Annotated in this window: 14 protein-coding genes; 5 read left to right on the top strand and 9 right to left on the bottom strand. The window is 62.0% G+C overall.

Translation table 11 applies throughout. From position 1 onward, the window contains the following. The first annotated feature begins 71 nt into the window (after window positions 1-71). Together ptrR and JKA62_RS29045 are read left to right on the top strand one after the other, a co-directional pair. On the top strand, window positions 72-965 hold the full coding sequence (gene ptrR / locus JKA62_RS22155; protein WP_201819443.1) for a putrescine utilization regulator PtrR: 894 nt from the start codon (window positions 72-74) through the stop codon (window positions 963-965). 142 nt (window positions 966-1,107) lie between these two features. Next, the gene (locus tag JKA62_RS29045) at window positions 1,108-1,236 is read left to right on the top strand and encodes a PA1414 family protein (RefSeq protein ID WP_003184145.1); all 129 of its coding nucleotides are present in this window, start codon (window positions 1,108-1,110) and stop codon (window positions 1,234-1,236) included. 94 nt (window positions 1,237-1,330) lie between these two features. Here the strand turns inward: JKA62_RS29045 and JKA62_RS22150 are convergent, their stop codons facing one another. The 6 genes from JKA62_RS22150 to speB form a co-directional block, all read right to left on the bottom strand. Then, a complete protein-coding gene (locus JKA62_RS22150; RefSeq protein ID WP_108560177.1) occupies window positions 1,331-1,579 on the bottom strand; it encodes a phosphopantetheine-containing protein in 249 nt (82 codons plus the stop codon). A gap of 45 nt (window positions 1,580-1,624) precedes the next feature. Beyond that, on the bottom strand, window positions 1,625-2,350 hold the full coding sequence (locus JKA62_RS22145; protein ID WP_201819441.1) for an MBL fold metallo-hydrolase: 726 nt from the start codon (window positions 2,348-2,350) through the stop codon (window positions 1,625-1,627). 82 nt (window positions 2,351-2,432) lie between these two features. Beyond that, entirely contained in the window at window positions 2,433-3,812 is a 1,380-nt protein-coding gene (locus JKA62_RS22140; protein WP_201819437.1) for a sodium:solute symporter, read from the bottom strand. Between the two features lie 78 nt (window positions 3,813-3,890). After that, window positions 3,891-5,402: a purine-cytosine permease family protein gene (locus tag JKA62_RS22135; RefSeq protein ID WP_007956582.1), complete on the bottom strand. Its 1,512-nt coding sequence runs from the start codon at window positions 5,400-5,402 to the stop codon at window positions 3,891-3,893. 55 nt (window positions 5,403-5,457) lie between these two features. Continuing rightward, window positions 5,458-5,880 carry a YybH family protein gene (locus tag JKA62_RS22130; protein WP_007956584.1) on the bottom strand — a complete coding sequence of 141 codons (423 nt, stop codon included), beginning with the start codon at window positions 5,878-5,880 and terminating at the stop codon, window positions 5,458-5,460. Window positions 5,881-5,890: 10 nt separating this feature from the next. Next, complete coding sequence (gene speB / locus JKA62_RS22125; protein WP_003222717.1) at window positions 5,891-6,841, bottom strand: agmatinase; 951 nt, start codon at window positions 6,839-6,841, stop codon at window positions 5,891-5,893. A 205-nt stretch (window positions 6,842-7,046) separates the two neighbouring features. Here speB and JKA62_RS22120 point away from each other — a divergent pair, with 205 nt between their 5' ends. Next, window positions 7,047-7,940 carry a LysR family transcriptional regulator gene (locus tag JKA62_RS22120; RefSeq protein ID WP_007956593.1) on the top strand — a complete coding sequence of 298 codons (894 nt, stop codon included), beginning with the start codon at window positions 7,047-7,049 and terminating at the stop codon, window positions 7,938-7,940. Window positions 7,941-7,944: 4 nt separating this feature from the next. Then, window positions 7,945-8,538, top strand: a complete 594-nt coding sequence (locus JKA62_RS22115; protein WP_011332983.1) for a tRNA-uridine aminocarboxypropyltransferase — start codon at window positions 7,945-7,947, stop codon at window positions 8,536-8,538. 85 nt (window positions 8,539-8,623) lie between these two features. On the opposite strand, the gene JKA62_RS22110 is transcribed toward JKA62_RS22115, so the two are convergent. From JKA62_RS22110 to JKA62_RS22100, 3 genes are read right to left on the bottom strand one after another with little or no spacing between them, the layout of a single operon-like run. Further along, window positions 8,624-9,985, bottom strand: a complete 1,362-nt coding sequence (locus tag JKA62_RS22110) for an HlyD family type I secretion periplasmic adaptor subunit (protein WP_201819434.1) — start codon at window positions 9,983-9,985, stop codon at window positions 8,624-8,626. Window positions 9,986-9,995: 10 nt separating this feature from the next. Beyond that, complete coding sequence (locus JKA62_RS22105) at window positions 9,996-12,155, bottom strand: type I secretion system permease/ATPase (RefSeq protein ID WP_201819432.1); 2,160 nt, start codon at window positions 12,153-12,155, stop codon at window positions 9,996-9,998. A gap of 33 nt (window positions 12,156-12,188) precedes the next feature. Next, window positions 12,189-13,547: a TolC family outer membrane protein gene (locus tag JKA62_RS22100; protein ID WP_011332986.1), complete on the bottom strand. Its 1,359-nt coding sequence runs from the start codon at window positions 13,545-13,547 to the stop codon at window positions 12,189-12,191. Between the two features lie 531 nt (window positions 13,548-14,078). Between JKA62_RS22100 and JKA62_RS22095 the strand changes: the two genes are divergently transcribed. Further along, window positions 14,079-16,302 (top strand): retention module-containing protein (locus JKA62_RS22095; RefSeq protein WP_201819430.1); only part of this gene is annotated, 2,224 nt, incomplete at its 3' end.

The raw sequence follows: 16,302 nt of genomic DNA, 5'->3' as shown, positions 1-16,302 counted from the left end.
AGGCTAGGACTGATTGACTTTCTTTAAAATTGAATAATAGTGAGTAACTTGTTCAGTTCAGGAGAAAGGTTGTGGAGTTCAGCCAATTGCGGATCTTCCAGGCCGTGGCGGAGGAGGGCTCGATCACCCGCGCCGCCGAACGTTTGCACCGCGTGCCGTCGAACCTGTCGACCCGGCTTAAACAGCTGGAGGAGCAACTGGGCGTCGAACTGTTCGTCCGTGAGCGTCAGCGTTTGCAGTTGTCGCCTGCGGGAAAAGTCCTGCTGGACTACACCGGCAAACTGTTCGCCCTGCGCGATCAGGCCAGCGCGGCGGTGATGGGCGGGCAGCCGGCGGGGGATTTCATGCTCGGTACGCTGTACAGCACCGCCGCGATCCATTTGCCGGCGCTGCTCGCGCGCTATCACAAACAATATCCGGCAGTGAATCTTCAGGTGCAGTCCGGGCCCAGTGGCGAGTTGCTCGAAGGCCTGCTCACCGGGCGCCTCGACGCCGCGCTGGTGGACGGCCCGCCGCAACTGGCCGGGATTGACGGTGTGCCGTTGTGCAACGAGCGGCTGGTGCTGATCAGCGAGGCCGATCACCCGCCGATACGCAGCGCCAAGGATGTCGAGGGGCGGGCGGTTTTCACCTTCCGTCATGGCTGCGCCTATCGCGCGCGGCTGGAAGCGTGGTTCGCGCATTATCAGGCGGCAATGGGCCGGGCGATGGAGATCGAGTCCTATCAGGGCATGCTCGCCTGCGTGATTGCCGGCAGCGGTGTGGCGCTGATGTCGGAGTCGATGCTCGCCAGCCTGCCGGGGCGCGAAAGCGTGGCGGTGCACCCGCTGGCCGAGCCTTTTGCCAGTGCGACAACATGGCTCATGTGGCGCCGGGGCATGGTCGGTGCCAACCTCAATGCGTGGATCGAACAGCAGCAGGCGCTCTATCCCGTGGCTGGCGAAGACGTGCGGGAAACGGCTTGAACGAACGGTCAGGGATTTGGATCAATTCAGTAACAGATCATTGCGGATTTGGCCGAGCATTGCGTAGGACTTCGGACTATTATCAGTGCGAAGCGGCCTCAGAATTCCGGACGCTCAGCACCACCCTGAAGGGGGCATGACGATGAAAGAGAAAATTCAAAACTGGCTGCACGATTTGGGTGTTGCCCTCGGCTTGATCGAACCGCCTCTGCAACCGGTCCCGATTCGCACCGATGACGAACAGCGTCGGCGTCAGCCACGTCGGCGGTAATGCCCCGCTTTGAAGGGTCAAAGGTTTTAAACGACAAAAGATCGCACCCGGCCGTCGCTCCATTGGAGTGGCGGGCGGGTGCGATCTTTTGTTTTCAGTGACGCCCGATTTCCATCAGAAACCGGCTCAGGTCATTCGCGGTTTTCGCGGTCTTGAGCATCCGGTCCTCTTCGGCGGTGAAGGCCGTCAGTCCGAATTCATCTTCCAGGTGGAAGATCAGATCTTCAATATCCGCTTTTTCCAGCCCCAGTTGCGCAAGGCTGGTGTGGTCGTCGAATTCACGATTTTCCAACAGACGCAGGATGAACCGGTGCACGGCAGCACGTACGGCAGCTCTTCTCATGGCAGATGTTCAAAAGTGGTGGGGCTGACCTGAGTACAGCAGGCCTCAGGCGTGCCGACGCAACCATTCGTCAATCATCCCGCGCAGATGCGCTCCGGAAAAACTGCCGAAGTGCCCGCCATGCACGGTGCGAATCTTCAGAGCCTGCAAGCGACGCAGGCTGGCGGCGTAATCTTCAAGATTCGAGTGGTAGGCGTCTTCGATCAACGGCCCGTCGTAGATGATGTCACCACTGAACAGTGTCTCTGTGGCCGCTTCGTAAAGGCTGATCCCGCCCGGTGAATGCCCCGGCGTGTGCAGCACCTGCAGCGTGCGATTGCCCAGGTCCAGCACATCGCCGTCCTCGACAAACCCGGTGGCCGGCGCCGCCTTGACCCGGTATTCGGCATAGCACAACGGGCAATCCGGGTGCGCTTCGAACATGTCGTCGCCGACGAAGGCCCGGCTCAGATCATTCTCGCCATCCGGCGCCGCCAGAATGTCCGCTTCGGCGGGATGCACCAGCCGTTCGGCAAATTCATGATGCCCGGCGATGTGGTCGAAATGGCAATGACTGGCCACCGCCACCAGCGGCCGCTCGGTCAGCCACGGCAGTTGCTCGCGCAGGCTGACCAGCCCGGAACCGCTGTCGAGCAGCAGATCCTTGTCCCGCCCCTGAACGTGCCACAGGTTGCAGCGGTAGAAGGGGCGGATGAACGGCTCGTGAATCAGCCGAATGCCGTCGCTCAGGTTTTGCACTTCGAACCACTGATCGCGAGAAACAATCTTCATCAAGCATTTTCTCCAGACGAAAAAAACGGGTGTGGCAACCGACGCCACACCCGCCGAAGAAAGTTGTTGCTACGGCTTCAGCTTAGATCGCGCTGGCCACCACGTTTGGGCGACGGGACATCAGGCTGACCACCACAAAACTCACCAGACCCACAGCCAGGCTGTAGTAGATCGGCGTGTTGGCATCCAGACCATCCTTGAACATGAACAGCAGGGCGGTGGCGAAACCCAGGCCCATGCTGGCGATGGCGCCGGCAGTGGTCGCGCGTTTCCAGAAGATCGCACCGATCAGCGGGATCAGCATGCCGCCCACCAACAGGTTGTAAGCGAGGGTCAGAGCGCTGATCACGTCGTTCACAACCAGAGCAATACCCAGCACCACGACACCGGTCAGCAGGGTGAACAGACGGTTCACACCCAGGCTCGACTGTTTGCCGCCACGCAGTTTCGGCAGCAGGTCTTCAGTCAGGGTGGTGGCCGCGGCGAGCAGGCCGGCGCTGGCGGTGGACATCATCGCGGCCAGGGCAGCGGCGATCACCAGACCACGGATGCCGTCCGGCAGCGACAGTTTGACGATCGCGGCGAAGGCGTTGTTGACGTTGTCCAGATCCGGGATCAGCACGTGTGCAGCCATGCCGATCAGGGCGCAGGCCAGACCGTAGAGGATGCAGTAGATGCCCGCGAAGCTACCGGCGTACTGAGCCACTTTTTCGTTCTTGACGGTGAACACCCGTTGCCAGATGTCCTGACCGATCAGAATGCCGAAGAAGTAGATCATGAAGTAGGTAATGATCGTGTCCCAGCCGATGGTGGTGAAATTGAATGCCGCAGCCGGCAGCTTCAGCACCAGTTCGTCCCAGCCGCCGACGCGGTACAGGCAGATCGGCAACAGGATGAACATCAGGCCGACGGTCTTGATGATGAACTGGACGATGTCGGTCAGGGTCAGCGACCACATGCCGCCGATGGCCGAGTACACCACGACCACGCCACCGCCGAGCAGTACCGAGATCCAGAACGGCAGGCCGAAAAGAACCTGAAGAACGGTGCCGATGGCGAGGATCGAGGTCACGCCGATCATCAGCGCGTAGGCCAGCATGATCGCCGCGCTCGCCGAGCGGGCCATCGGGTTGTAGCGTTTTTCCAGGACCTGGGTAACGGTGTAGATCTTCAGTTTCAGCAGCGGCTTGGCCAGGAACAGGTTCAGCGCCACGATGCCGCAACCCAGTGCCGCGCACAGCCAGAAACCGGAGATGCCATGCACGTAGCCCAGACGCACGGTGCCGACGGTGGACGCGCCACCGAGAACGGTCGCAGCCATGGTGCCCATGTACAGGCTAGGGCCGAGGTTACGCCCGGCGACCAGGAAGTCCTCGTTGGTCTTGGCCTTGCGCATGCCGAAGTAGCCGAGCAAGAGCATGCCGGCGGCGTAGATGAGGACGACGAATAAATCCAAAGCCATGATGGCGTGTCTCCGATTGTCTTTTTTATGGGGTGGAACACTGTGGGAGAAGGCTGACCCCCACAGGCGATTCGTTTATCAGGCAGCCTGGCGCAGCGCCGCTTCAGCCGGCGCATGCGCGCCTTTGCTCCGGGGATCCTTCGGGCCGTAGACCAGCGCCGGTTCCGGAAACAGGCTCAGCAACATCAGGTACATCACCGACGCCAGACCGAGGGTCACCAGCAGGCTGATGTCGATGCCGCCGGCCAGTTCACCGAGCGGGCCGACGAACTGCCCCGGCAGGTTGACGAAGCACAGGCCGACCGCCGCGCTCGGGATCCACGCACCCAGACCGCGCCAGTTCCAGCCGTGGCTGAACCAGTAGCGTCCGCCTTGCTCGCCGCGCGTGAACACTTGCAGGTCGTCCGGGCAGTAGAAGCCGCGACGTACCACCAGGCCGATGATCATGATCACCATCCACGGGGTGGTGCAGGTGATGATCAGCACGGCGAAGGTCGACACGCTCTGCACCAGGTTCGCCGCAAAGCGCCCGATGAAGATGAAGGCAATCGACAGCACGCCGATCAGCAACGTCGCCTTGACTCGCGATAGCAGTCGCGGGAACACGCTCGACATGTCCAGCCCGGTGCCATACAGCGACGTGGTGCCGGTGGACATGCCGCCGATCACCGCAATCAGGCACACCGGCAGGAAGAACCAGCTCGGCGACACCGCCAGCAGACCGCCGACGTAGTTGTTGGCCGCAATGTAGTCCGGCGCCTGAATCGCGACGATGGTCGCAGTGGTCAGGCCAAACAGGAACGGGATGAACGTCGCGATCTGCGACAGAACCACCGCCGCCATGATCCGCTGACGCGAGGTTTCACGCGGGATGTAGCGGGCCCAGTCGCCGAGGAACGCGCCGAAGGAAATCGGATTGCTCATCGCCACCAGCGCGGCGCCGATGAACGCGGCCCAGAAGCCCGGCTGGCCGAGGCTGACAGTGCCGGCGTAGTGCGAATCGAAAGGACCGGCGAAGGCAAAGATGCCCAGCAGGAACAACAGGCTCGCGCTCCACACCGCGACCTTGTTCACCCACAGCAGGAAGCGGAAGCCGTAGATGCACACGGTCAGCACCAGAATCGCGAACAGACCGTAGGCCAGGCCCAGGGTCAGGTCGGTTTCCGGCAGGCCGATCAGGCGTTTCGCACCACCGATCAACGCATCCCCCGAACTCCACACCGAGAGCGAGAAGAAGGCGATGGCGGTCAGCAGCGACAGGAACGAACCGACGATCCGCCCGTGCACGCCGAAATGTGCACCGGACGACACGGCATTGTTGGTGCCGTTGAGCGGGCCGAACAGGCCCATCGGTGCAAGGATCAGCGAGCCGAGCAGCACGCCCGAGACAATCGCCCAGACGCCCGCCTGAAAGGACAGGCCGAACAGCACCGGGAAACTGCCGAGCACGGCGGTGGCAAAGGTATTCGCGCCGCCAAAGATCATGCGGAACAAGTCCACGGGACCGGCGGTGCGTTCGTTGTCCGGGATCTGTTCGACCCCGTGGGTTTCAATCTGCGTAAGGCTTTGGTCTTTGTTGTTGTTATTCATGATCTGCTCCGATCATAAAGGCGCGCTCATCGTGCGTGAGCGTCACCTGTCTTGGCTAAGGGGATGGCAGCCCTTCCGGCATTGCGGACAAATGTTCGTGGCAGGCCAGCCAATGGCCTTGTTGTTCTAGGCTCGACGCTTGTTTTCTGAAAACAATCGTCTCGCGCTCCTGGCTGAAGTGTTGCTCCCCTTGCATGCGCAGCTCGGTGGCCACGTCATGGATGAAAATCGCCACGTCACCCTGCAGGCTGACGAAGGCGTTGCTCGAGGTGCAGGACAGCACCTCGAAGCCATCCTCGGCGCGCCAGCTGTCCCACAACGCCTGATAGGCATCGCGCGACAGCAGGGGCTGTTCGAGGGTGTAGAACACGAAGCTCGCATCGGCGCTGAAGGCGCCGAAGTAGGCTTCGCGATCGTTGCGGGCGAAGGCGGACACCAGATCGGCGGCCGCTTTCAGAACCTGATCACGTTCGTTCATGACCCGACCCTCAGCGGTGGACCACGCCCGGCAGTACGCAGAGCATTTCGTACAGCAGGTTGGCGGCCAGCAGCGAGGTGTTGCCGGTGGTGTCATAAGCGGGCGAGACTTCTACCAGATCGCAGCCGATCAGGTCGAGGCCCTGGCAGCCGCGAACGATTTCAATTGCCTGAATGGTCGTCAGACCACCGATTTCCGGGGTGCCGGTGCCAGGCGCCCAGGCCGGGTCGATGCCGTCGATGTCGAAGCTCAGGTACACCGGGCCGCCACCGACTTTCTCGCGCACTTCGGCCATCAGCGGTGCCAGCGACTTGTGCCAGCACTCTTCGGCCTGCACCACGCGGAAGCCCTGATCGCGGCTCCAGTTGAAGTCGTCAGCGGTGTAGCCCTGCGCACGCAGACCGATCTGCACCACACGGTCGCAGTCCAGAAGACCTTCTTCGACCGCACGACGGAAGGTCGTACCGTGGGCGATCTTCTCGCCGAACATGTGATCGTTGACGTCAGCGTGGGCGTCGATGTGTACCAGACCGACCTTGCCGTGCTTTTTGTGGATCGCACGCAGGATCGGCAGGGTGATGGTGTGGTCGCCGCCCAGGGTCATTGGGATCACGTTGTGCTCGAGGATGTTGTCGTAGGCTTCTTCGATGATGCGCACGGCGTCGAGCAGGTTGAAGGTGTTGATCGCCACGTCACCGATGTCGGCAACCGACAGCGAGTCGAACGGCGCAGCGCCGGTGGCCATGTTGTACGGGCGGATCATCACCGATTCGGTGCGGATGTCGCGAGGCCCGAAGCGGGTGCCGGGGCGCAGCGAAGTACCGATGTCCAGTGGCACGCCAACAAAGGCAGCGTCCAGGCCGGCAGCGGTCGGAACATGGGGGAGTCGGAGCATGGTGGCGATGCCGCCGAAGCGCGGCATTTCGTTGCCGCCCAGTGGTTGGTGAAGAATCTTGTCCACGGGTAGGGCCTCATCGTCTTTGTTTTATTTATGTCGGCGCACCGCATTCGCAAGGTCACGGGCACCGCTGTGGGCCGATTCTGCGAAATGTAGTGGGGCGGAAGAATCGCTACGGGCAAATACTTAGTTCAGAAATTTCTAAACTAATGGAAGGGGTGGAGATAGACTTCTCGCCTATGCTCGTTGCCCGATCAGTGGAGTAGACATGGCCAACGCTTTACCCGACCTGAAACTGTTGCGCATCTTCGTCAGCGTCGTGCGCCATCAGGGGTTTGCCAACGCGCAGCAGGAACTCAACCTGTCGACCTCGGCGATCAGCACCTACATGAGCCAGCTCGAAGCCGCGCTCGGTCTGGTGCTGTGCCATCGCGGGCGCGGTGGTTTCAGCCTGACCAGCAAGGGCGAACTGTTCCATCAGGAAACCCTGCGTCTGCTGGCCGAACTCGAAGGTTTCGAGCAATACGCGGCAGCGCTCAAGGGCGAACTGCGTGGCACGCTCAACCTCGGGGTGATCGACTCCACGGTCAGCGACAAGGCCCTGCCGTTCGCCGAAGCCATCGGCGCCTACAGCCAGGAACACCCGGCGGTGCATTTGCATCTGTCGGTGATGAGCCCGTATGAACTGCAACTCGGCGTGCAGGACAACCGCCTCGATCTGGCCATCGGCGCATTCTCCACGCGCATGAGCGGTCTGGTGTACATGCCGCTGTACCGCGAGCAGCACTGGCTGTATTGCAGCAGCCGTCACCCGTTGTTCAACGAACGGCGGATTCCCGAGCAGGTCATCACCCAGCAACGCATGGTCGGGCGCGGTTACTGGAGCCAGGCCGAACTGGCGCGCCACGGTTTCAAGCACAGCGCCGCGACGGTGGAAAGTATGGAAGCGCAGCTGATTCTGGTGCTGTCCGGTGCCTACATCGGTTACCTGCCGGAGCACTACGCCCAGGCCTGGGCCGACAAGGGCGACCTGCGGGTGCTGCTGCCGGCCACCTTCGGCTATCAGGCGCCGTTTTCCATGATCATGCGCCGTGGCCGCAGCCGCGAGCCGCTGATCCAGACTTTCCGCGATCTGCTCAAAGCGCAGCTCAATCAGGCCTGAGAACATGTCCAGACCCCAATGCCTGCGCTGCCTGCGCCCACAAACCCATTGCCTGTGCCCGCTGATCCCCAGCCTCGACAGCCGCACCCGGGTGTTGCTGTTGCAGCACCCGAGCGAGGTCAATCACGCGCTCAACACCGCACGGCTGGCAGCGCTCGGGTTGAACAATGCCGAGCTGATGGTCGGTGAGGTTTTCGAGGATTTGCCCGCGCTGCTGAACCGACCGGGGTATCGGGCGCGGTTGTTGTTTCCGGCGGACGATGCGCAACCGATGCAGGCGTACACCGCGTCCGATGAACCGCTGTTGCTGGTGGTGCCGGACGGCACGTGGCGCAAGGCGCGCAAGATGTTGCACCTCAATCCCTTGTTGGCGGCGTTGCCACGGGTGACGCTGGCCGAAGGCGGGATTTCCCGGTATCGGCTGCGCAAGGCGCCGGGGCCGGGGGCGCTGTCGACCATCGAGGCGATTGTTCAGGCGTTGCAGACGCTGGAAGCGCCGGCGTCTTTCGAGCCGTTGCTCAAGCCGTTCGAGGCGTTGATCGAAGGGCAGATTGCGGCGATGGGGGAGGAGACTTTCCAGAAGAATCACGGTGGCTGATCGGACTCAGACCGATCGGACTCGCCCTGATCGTTCCCACGCAGAGCGTGGGAACGATCAATTCACCGCAAAGTCCGGATCATCACTAGCGCTCGCGCATCGCCTCGGTCCGGGCCTTGAGCACCGGTTTTAGCAGGTAATCCAGCACGCTTTTCTCCCCGGTAATGATGTCCACCGTCGCCACCATCCCCGGAATGATCAACAGCGGTTTCACATCCCCGCCCAGATGGTTTTTGTCGGTACGCACCTGGATCAGGTAGAAGCTGTTGCCCTTGTCATCGGTGATGGTGTCGGCGCCGATCAGCTCAAGTTTGGCACTGAGCCCGCCGTAGATCGTGTAGTCGTAGGCGCTGAACTTGACCATGGCTTTCTGGCCCGGATGCAGAAATGCAACGTCCTGCGGCCGGACCTTGGCCTCGATCAGCAGGTTGTCTTCCAGCGGCACGATTTCCACCATGTCGCTGCCCGGCTGCACCACGCCGCCGATGGTGTTGACCTTCATCTGCTTGATCACCCCGCGCACCGGCGAGGTCACGGTGGTGCGGCTGACACGGTCGTCGATGGCGATGCTCGACGCGGTGATTTTCGACAGGTCGGTGCGTTTCTCGTTGAGCTCCTTGGCCGCCTCGGAACGGAAGGTCTGCTCCGATTCGTCGATCTTGCTTTTGATCTCGTTGATCGCCGATTCGGCCCGGGGAATGGCGAGCGTCGTGGCATTCAACGAGCCCCGAATTTCCACTGCGCTACGACGTAGACGGAGGATTTCCACGGGCGAAACCGCCCCGGTTTTCACCAGCGGCTCCGACATGTTCATTTCCTGTTGCAGCAGTGCAAGGCTCGAACTGTATTGCCCCTGTTTCGACCGAAACTCGGCCAGCTCCTGCGCCTTCTGCCGCAGTTGTTCGCTGAGGGTGCGTTGCTCGCTGGCCAGCCGCCGTTGCCGTTGTTCGTACAGCGAACGCTCGTCCTCGGCCACTTGCGGAGCCTTGGCGATCACCTCGTCCGAGAGCTTGAACGGCCGGCCTTCGGCTTCGGCGGACAAGCGTTCGACCTGCGCGGTCAGGGCATAACGATCGGCCTCGCTTTCACCCTTGTTCGACAGAAACCGCGTGTCATCCAGACGCAGCAAGGTATCGCCCTTGCTGACCATTTGCCCTTCACGCACGAAGATCTCGGTAACGATCCCGCCCTCGAGGTTCTGGATCACCTGGACCTTGCTCGACGGAATCGCCTTGCCTTCGCCCATGGTCACTTCCTGAAGCACGGCGAACTTGGCCCAGACCAGCGCACTGATCAGCAGCGCCGCCGCCAGCCACACGGTGATGCGCGACCAGCGTGGCGAATCCTGCAGCGAGGCACCGGCGGTTTCCGGCATGAATTCGGCTTCGGCGCTTTTACCGAAGCTGTCGAAATAACCGCGCGGTTTTGAAGGTGAGGAAGCAGACATGGGGCAACTCCTAGACCGCTGCCGAGCCGACCCGGCCCTTGCGCAGCGCATCGATGACCGCTTCTTTCGGACCGTCGGCGACGATCCGGCCGTTGTCCAGCACCAGCAACCGGTCCACCAGGCTCAGCATCGAGGTGCGGTGGGTGACCAGCAGCAAGGTTTTGCCCTGCACCCAGCCGTGCAGCTTCTGGCGCAAGACGTCTTCGCTGCTGTTGTCCATGGCGCTGGTGGGTTCGTCGAGCAGCATGATCGGTGGGTCGAGCAACAGCGCCCGCGCCAGCAATACGGCTTGGCGCTGGCCACCGGAAAGCAATTGTCCGCGCTCGCCCACCGGCCGGTCGAAGCCTTGCGGATGTTGCCGTGCAAGCTCGGTGACGCCGGTCAGTTCGGCCACTTCGAGCATCCGTGAATCGCTGATGTAGCGGGCACCGAGGGTCAGGTTGTCGCGCAGGCTGCCGGCCAGCAGCGGCAGGTCGTGGGCCACGTAACCGATCTGCTGGCGCAGGTCGGCGACATCCAGTTGCCGCAGGTCGAGGCCGTCGAGCAGCAACTGGCCTTCTTCCGGTTCGTAGAAGCCCATCACCAGCCGCGCCAAGGTGCTTTTGCCCGAGCCGCTGCGGCCGATGATGCCGATCCGCTCGCCGGGTTTGACGCTGAAGCTGACGTTGCTCAGGGCCGGCGCGTTCTGGCCGTTGTAGTGGAAAGTCACCGTGTTGGCGTCCAGCGCGCCTTGCAGTTGCGTGCGCTCCAGCGGCCGCTGTTTGCCGTCGCGCTCCTGAGGCAGGGACATCAGCGCGTCCGTGCTTTTCATGGTCAGTTGCGCTTGCTGGTAACGAGTAATCAGCCCGGCGATCTGGCCCAGCGGTGCGAGCACGCGGCTGCCGAGCATGTAAGTCGCTACCAGCGCGCCGACGCTGAGGTTGCCGGCGATGATGCTGTAGACCCCGGCCACAATCGTCGCCATCCCCGAAAACTGCTGGATGAACAGCGTGCCGTTGGTGGCCAGCGCCGAGAGATTACGCGCATGGCTGTCGAGGCGGGTGAGGGCGCCGTGGGTGCTTTCCCATTTGTGTTGACGCTCGCTTTCGGCGCTGCACGCCTTGAGGGTTTCCAGGCCGCCGAGGGTTTCGATCAGCAATGCCTGGCGCTCGGCGCCGAGGCTCAGGCTTTTCTGCACGGTGTCGCGCAGGCGGGCCTGAATGATCATCGCGAACACGATCGTGATCGGAAACGCCAGCAGCGGAATCACCACCAGCCAGCCACCGAGCAGGCCGATCACCACCAGCATCAACACCACGAAGGGCAGGTCGATCAGGCTGGTCAGGGTCACGGCGGTAAGGAATTCCCGCAGGCCCTGAAAGTCATGAATGCTCTGGGCGAATCCGCCGATGGTCGCCGGCCGGGCCTTCATCGCCATGCCGGTGATGCGCTCGAATAAAGTCGCGGAAAGGATCACGTCGGTCTTCTTGCCGGCAGTGTCCAGCAAGTGCGCGCGCACCACCCGCAGCACCAGTTCGAACCCGGTGCCGATCAGCAGCCCGATGGCCAGCACCCACAGGGTCGACGTGGCCTGGTTCGGCACCACGCGGTCGTAGGTCTGCATGACGAACAGCGGCACCATCAGGCCCAGCAGGTTGATCAGGAAACTGGCGAGGATCGCGTCGCTGTAGAGCCATTTCGACAGCTTCAGGGTGTCGCGAAACCATGCCTGCACCCGTGGCACCAACGGTGAGCGCAGGTCTTCGAGTTCATGCCGTGGCCGGGCGAACAGGGCTTGGCCACTATAGTGTTCGGTGAGTTCTTCACGACTGACCCATTGCTCGCCGCCGTCGGCTTCGCTGGGCAGGATCAGCGCCTTGCCGTCTTCGGCAAAACGCCGCAGGACCGCCGTGCGCCCGTTGCCGAGCAGCAACAGCACCGGCAGGTTCAGCGGAGAAATGTCTTTGAGTTCCCGGCGCAGCAAGCGCGCCTGCAACCCGGCCCTGGCTGCGGCGCGGGGCAGCAGGTCCAGGCTCAGGCGTTGTTTGTCCAAGGGCAGCCCGGCGCTCAGGCTGGCGCGACTGACCGTCGCGCCGTGGAGTTTGCAGAGGATCAACAGACCGTCGAGCAACGGGTCATCGAAACTCAGCCGCGGATCGATCCCGGTGTTACCGGGTTGCATGCTGGTCATATTGATCGCTCCCCTGGCACTACATCATCGGGACTACTTCAGTTCAGGCAAGCGTGCTTCGTTCTTCACCTCGGTCGCGGCAATCGCATCGGCTGGTAACACAACCCGCTGCTTGTTCAACAACTGGCCCATGTTCGCCAGCACGCGGTACATCGAATATTCCTCGGTGTAGCGGATTTCGGTGTAGCGACGGTTGGCGTTGTACAGCTCGTTTTCGCTGTCGAGCAGGTCGAGCAGGGTGCGCTGGCCGAGGCCGAACTGATCCTGATACGCGGCGCGCACACGCTTGGTGGTCTCGGCGTATTCGCGGGCGGTCGGGGTCTGTTTCTTGGCGTTGAGCATGGCGTTCCACGCCAGGTGAATGTTCTCGTTGAGCTGGCGCAGGGCGTTGTTGCGGATGTCCATCGCCTGGTTGATCTGGTGCGCGTCGGAAGCCAGTCGCGCCTTGTCGCTGCCGCCACGGAACAGGTTGTAGTTCATCACCACGCCGACCCGCCATTCGTTGTCGTGGCCCTCGTCACCCTGCACGTTGTTGTTGGCGCCGACGGCGGCTTCTGCGTCGAAGCGTGGATAGAACGGCGACTTGGCAACTTCATACTGGCTCTCGGCCGACTGCACGTCAGCCTGGGCGGATTTCAGGTACGGGTTGTTCTCGACCATGCTCTGCTGGGCTTCGGGCAAGGTGGCGGGCAACTCGCCGCGGGTCGAGGCGGGGGTTTCCAGCTCATCGGGCATGCGTCCGACCACGCTGTAGAAGTTCGACTCGGCGTCGGCCAGATCGACTTCGGCAGTGTCGAGGTTGTTCTGCGCCAGCGCCTTACGGGCGACCGATTGATCGGAGTCGGCGGTGCTGCCCACGCCGCGCTCGGTGCGCAGGCCGATCTGGTCGTTGACCCGCAAGTGCGCCTGCAGGTTGTTCCTGGCCAGAGTCACCAGTTCACGGCGCTTGAGCACTTCGAGGTAGACCTCGATGGTGCGCAGCGCCAGGTCCTGGGCGGTGCCCTGGGCGTAATAGGCGCGCGAGTTGGAAACGCCCTTGGTGCGCTCGACTTCGTTTGCAGTGTTGAAACCGTCGAACAGCATCTGCCGCAGACGCAGCTCGGACTGGGTGTAATTGAGGATTTCGGTGTGGTGGTTACCGAAAGCCCGGGTGTTGGTGTTGTCGCTATAGCCGCGCCCGTAGGCAGCGTTCAGATCCACCGACGGATAGAAGCCGCCCTTGGCGACCTTCACCTGTTCATCAGCTGACAGGCGCGCATCCACGCGCGAGGCCAGTTCGGGGTGGGTAGCGATGGTGCTCTGAATCGCTTCGGTGAGGTTCATGGCCTGGGCTTGGGAAGTGCAAGCCATGGCCAGCAAAACCGCGCTGCAGAGGGGGGTTAGTACGCGCATGGGTGCATCTCCCTGAGTCCTGATGGTGTTCCGCTGTCGCCAATTTATTGACGATATTTTTAGTAAAAAGCGTTTCATGCCTGTAACAACAGAGCTAAGAACATCCTGAAGCGTAGCTAAGAAAAAATTTTCATATGGGTTATGCCAAAAAAAACTTATGCGGTTCGCCAAATCCAGCACATTGTTCCACTCGAAAGCCTTTGTTTTATGCGCTTTAGGGAGCACAGAAAGGCTTGAGGAAAGTTCCACTCACTTTGCGACATACGGCGAAGTACTGCTAAAGGGGAGGGACGCGTAGCGGCTGATGAGCGACAGTTTTTTGTCACTCGGGTGATTCACCACCGTTACGTAGCGCTAGTGGGCCTGCTGCATCTAACAGAGATTCCAAGTGCTTGACGGCACTGGCGTTTCTGGATTTGCACAACCTGCGAAACGAACTGTCGAGGTGCGAGCGTCGCCCCGACAACCCGCTTGAGCCATGGGCTGCTTCGCGAACCAGCGCCGACGGTGGTCGGCAGCGGAGGAATGCACATGGCAACGCTCATCGGGACCGTCACTAAAGTCATTGGTCAGGTTTTCGCTCAGTCGGCGGACGGCACTCGTCGCGCACTGGTCGAAGGCGATCGGCTGTTTGCAGGGGATCAATTGATCACCGGGGCGGAGGGGGCGGTTGCCGTCCATCTGCAAAATGGCCAGGAACTGACCCTCGGTCGGGACAGCAGCCTGACCATGACCGGGCAGTTGCTCGCCGATCAGGCCGCCCACGTCAATGCCCCGGAAGCGGTGACCCCGAGCGAGTCGCAACTGACCGACGTCGAACAGATCCAGAAAGCCATTGCCGCCGGCGATGACCCGACCAAAACCGCCGAAGCGACCGCGGCCGGCCCCGGAGCCACCGGTGGTGCGCCGGGTGCGCTGGGTGGCGGCCACAGTTTTGTGTTGCTGACCGAAGTGGCGGGCCGGGTCGATCCGGTCATCGGTTTCCCGACGGCCGGGTTCAACGGCATTCCGGAGTTTCCCGAAGAGCGGCATAACGCCGTGATCGACAACGGTGACGGCCAGGCCACCCCGATTGTTCCGCCTCCACCGCCAGTCAACAATCCGGTCACACTCACCGGGCTGTCTGTTGCCGGTGGCGAATTGAATCTCAACGAAGCCAATCTGCCCGACGGTTCCGCCGCCAACCCTGGCGCGCTGACCCAGACCGGCAGTTTCACGGTGTCGGCGCCGGACGGTCTGAGGAGCCTGAGCATCGGCGGTATCAACGTGATTGTCGGCGGCGTGCCGATCGGTTTCCCGCAATCGATCACCACGCAACTGGGCAATACCCTGACCATCACCGGCTACAACCCGGCCACCGGCACGGTCAGTTACAGCTACACCCTCAACGGCAACGAGACCCACGCAGCGGGCGACGGCGCCAACAACCTCAGCGAACAATTCACCGTGATCGCCGGCGACAGCAATGGCGACACCGCGACTGGCACGCTCGACGTCAACATTACCGACGACGTGCCGAAAGCGTTCGATGACAACAATGGTACGGCGACAGAGACTCAACTGACGCTGACCGGCAACGTCCTGACCAACGACGTGCAAGGTGCCGACCGCGTGCCTGTCGGCGAAAATGCTGGCCCGATCACTGCCGGCACTTTCACCGGGACTTACGGCACCCTGGTGCTGAACGCCAACGGCACTTACACCTACACGCTCAATACCAGCGACGCCGATTTCAAAGCCTTGCACGGCGGCGGCAACGGCACTGAAACCTTCACCTACACCCTGACCGATGCCGACGGCGATACCAGCACCGCCAACCTCGTCTTGCAGATCCACAACAACGACGATCCGGTGATCATCAACGGCCTCGACGTCAACGGCGGTGAACTCACCGTTTACGAAAAAAACCTCGGCGACGGCAGCAGCCCTGACGCTCCAGCCCTGACCCAAAGCGGCACCTTCACCATCACCGCGCTGGACGGCGTCACCACGCTGACCATCGGCGGCATCGCTGTCGTCACCAACGGTGTGGCCACCGGCTTCCCGCAATCGGTAACCACACCACTGGGCAGCACGCTGATCATCACTGGTTTCAACGCTGCAACCGGCGTTGTCAGCTACAGCTACACCCTGGTCGATAACGAAGCGCATCCAACCGCCAACGGCGCCAATGTGCTGAACGAGCAGTTCGCCGTGACCGTGGTCGATGATAACGGCACCACCGCCAATGCCACGCTGGACGTGAACATCGTCGATGACTTGCCAAAAGGCGTGGACGACAGCAACGCGAGCACCGCGTCGGAAACCAACCTCACGTTGAGCGGCAACGTCCTGACCAACGACGTGCAGGGCGCCGACCGCGTACCAACCGGCCCGAATGCCGGCCCGATCACGGCGGGCACTTTCACCGGGACTTACGGCACCCTGGTGCTGAATGCCAACGGCACTTACACCTACACGCTCAATACCAGCGACGCCGATTTCAAAGCCTTGCACGGCGGTGGCAATGGCACTGAAACCTTCACCTACACCCTGACCGATGCCGACGGCGATACCAGCACCGCCAACCTCGTCTTGCAGATCCACAACAACGACGATCCGGTGATCATTAACGGCCTCGACGTGAACGGCGGCGAACTCACCGTCTACGAGAAAAACCTCAGCGACGGCAGCAGCCCTGACGCTCCAGCCCTGACCCAAAGCGGCACCTTCACCATCACCGCGCTGGACGGCGTCACCACGCTGACCATCGGCG

Origin of the sequence: Pseudomonas sp. B7, assembly GCF_016735645.1 — a bacterium.
GTDB lineage: Bacteria > Pseudomonadota > Gammaproteobacteria > Pseudomonadales > Pseudomonadaceae > Aquipseudomonas > Aquipseudomonas glycinae.
This window is presented reverse-complemented; position numbering and strand designations above follow the sequence as displayed.

Coding starts and splice junctions, on each gene's coding strand:
- JKA62_RS29045 (WP_003184145.1), top strand. CDS start 1,108: ATGAAAGAGAAAATTCAAAACTGGCTGCACGATTTGGGTGTTGCCCTC.
- JKA62_RS22150 (WP_108560177.1), bottom strand. CDS start 1,579: ATGAGAAGAGCTGCCGTACGTGCTGCCGTGCACCGGTTCATCCTGCGT.
- JKA62_RS22145 (WP_201819441.1), bottom strand. CDS start 2,350: ATGAAGATTGTTTCTCGCGATCAGTGGTTCGAAGTGCAAAACCTGAGC.
- JKA62_RS22140 (WP_201819437.1), bottom strand. CDS start 3,812: ATGGCTTTGGATTTATTCGTCGTCCTCATCTACGCCGCCGGCATGCTC.
- JKA62_RS22135 (WP_007956582.1), bottom strand. CDS start 5,402: ATGAATAACAACAACAAAGACCAAAGCCTTACGCAGATTGAAACCCAC.
- JKA62_RS22130 (WP_007956584.1), bottom strand. CDS start 5,880: ATGAACGAACGTGATCAGGTTCTGAAAGCGGCCGCCGATCTGGTGTCC.
- JKA62_RS22120 (WP_007956593.1), top strand. CDS start 7,047: ATGGCCAACGCTTTACCCGACCTGAAACTGTTGCGCATCTTCGTCAGC.
- JKA62_RS22115 (WP_011332983.1), top strand. CDS start 7,945: ATGTCCAGACCCCAATGCCTGCGCTGCCTGCGCCCACAAACCCATTGC.
- JKA62_RS22110 (WP_201819434.1), bottom strand. CDS start 9,985: ATGTCTGCTTCCTCACCTTCAAAACCGCGCGGTTATTTCGACAGCTTC.
- JKA62_RS22105 (WP_201819432.1), bottom strand. CDS start 12,155: ATGACCAGCATGCAACCCGGTAACACCGGGATCGATCCGCGGCTGAGT.
- JKA62_RS22100 (WP_011332986.1), bottom strand. CDS start 13,547: ATGCGCGTACTAACCCCCCTCTGCAGCGCGGTTTTGCTGGCCATGGCT.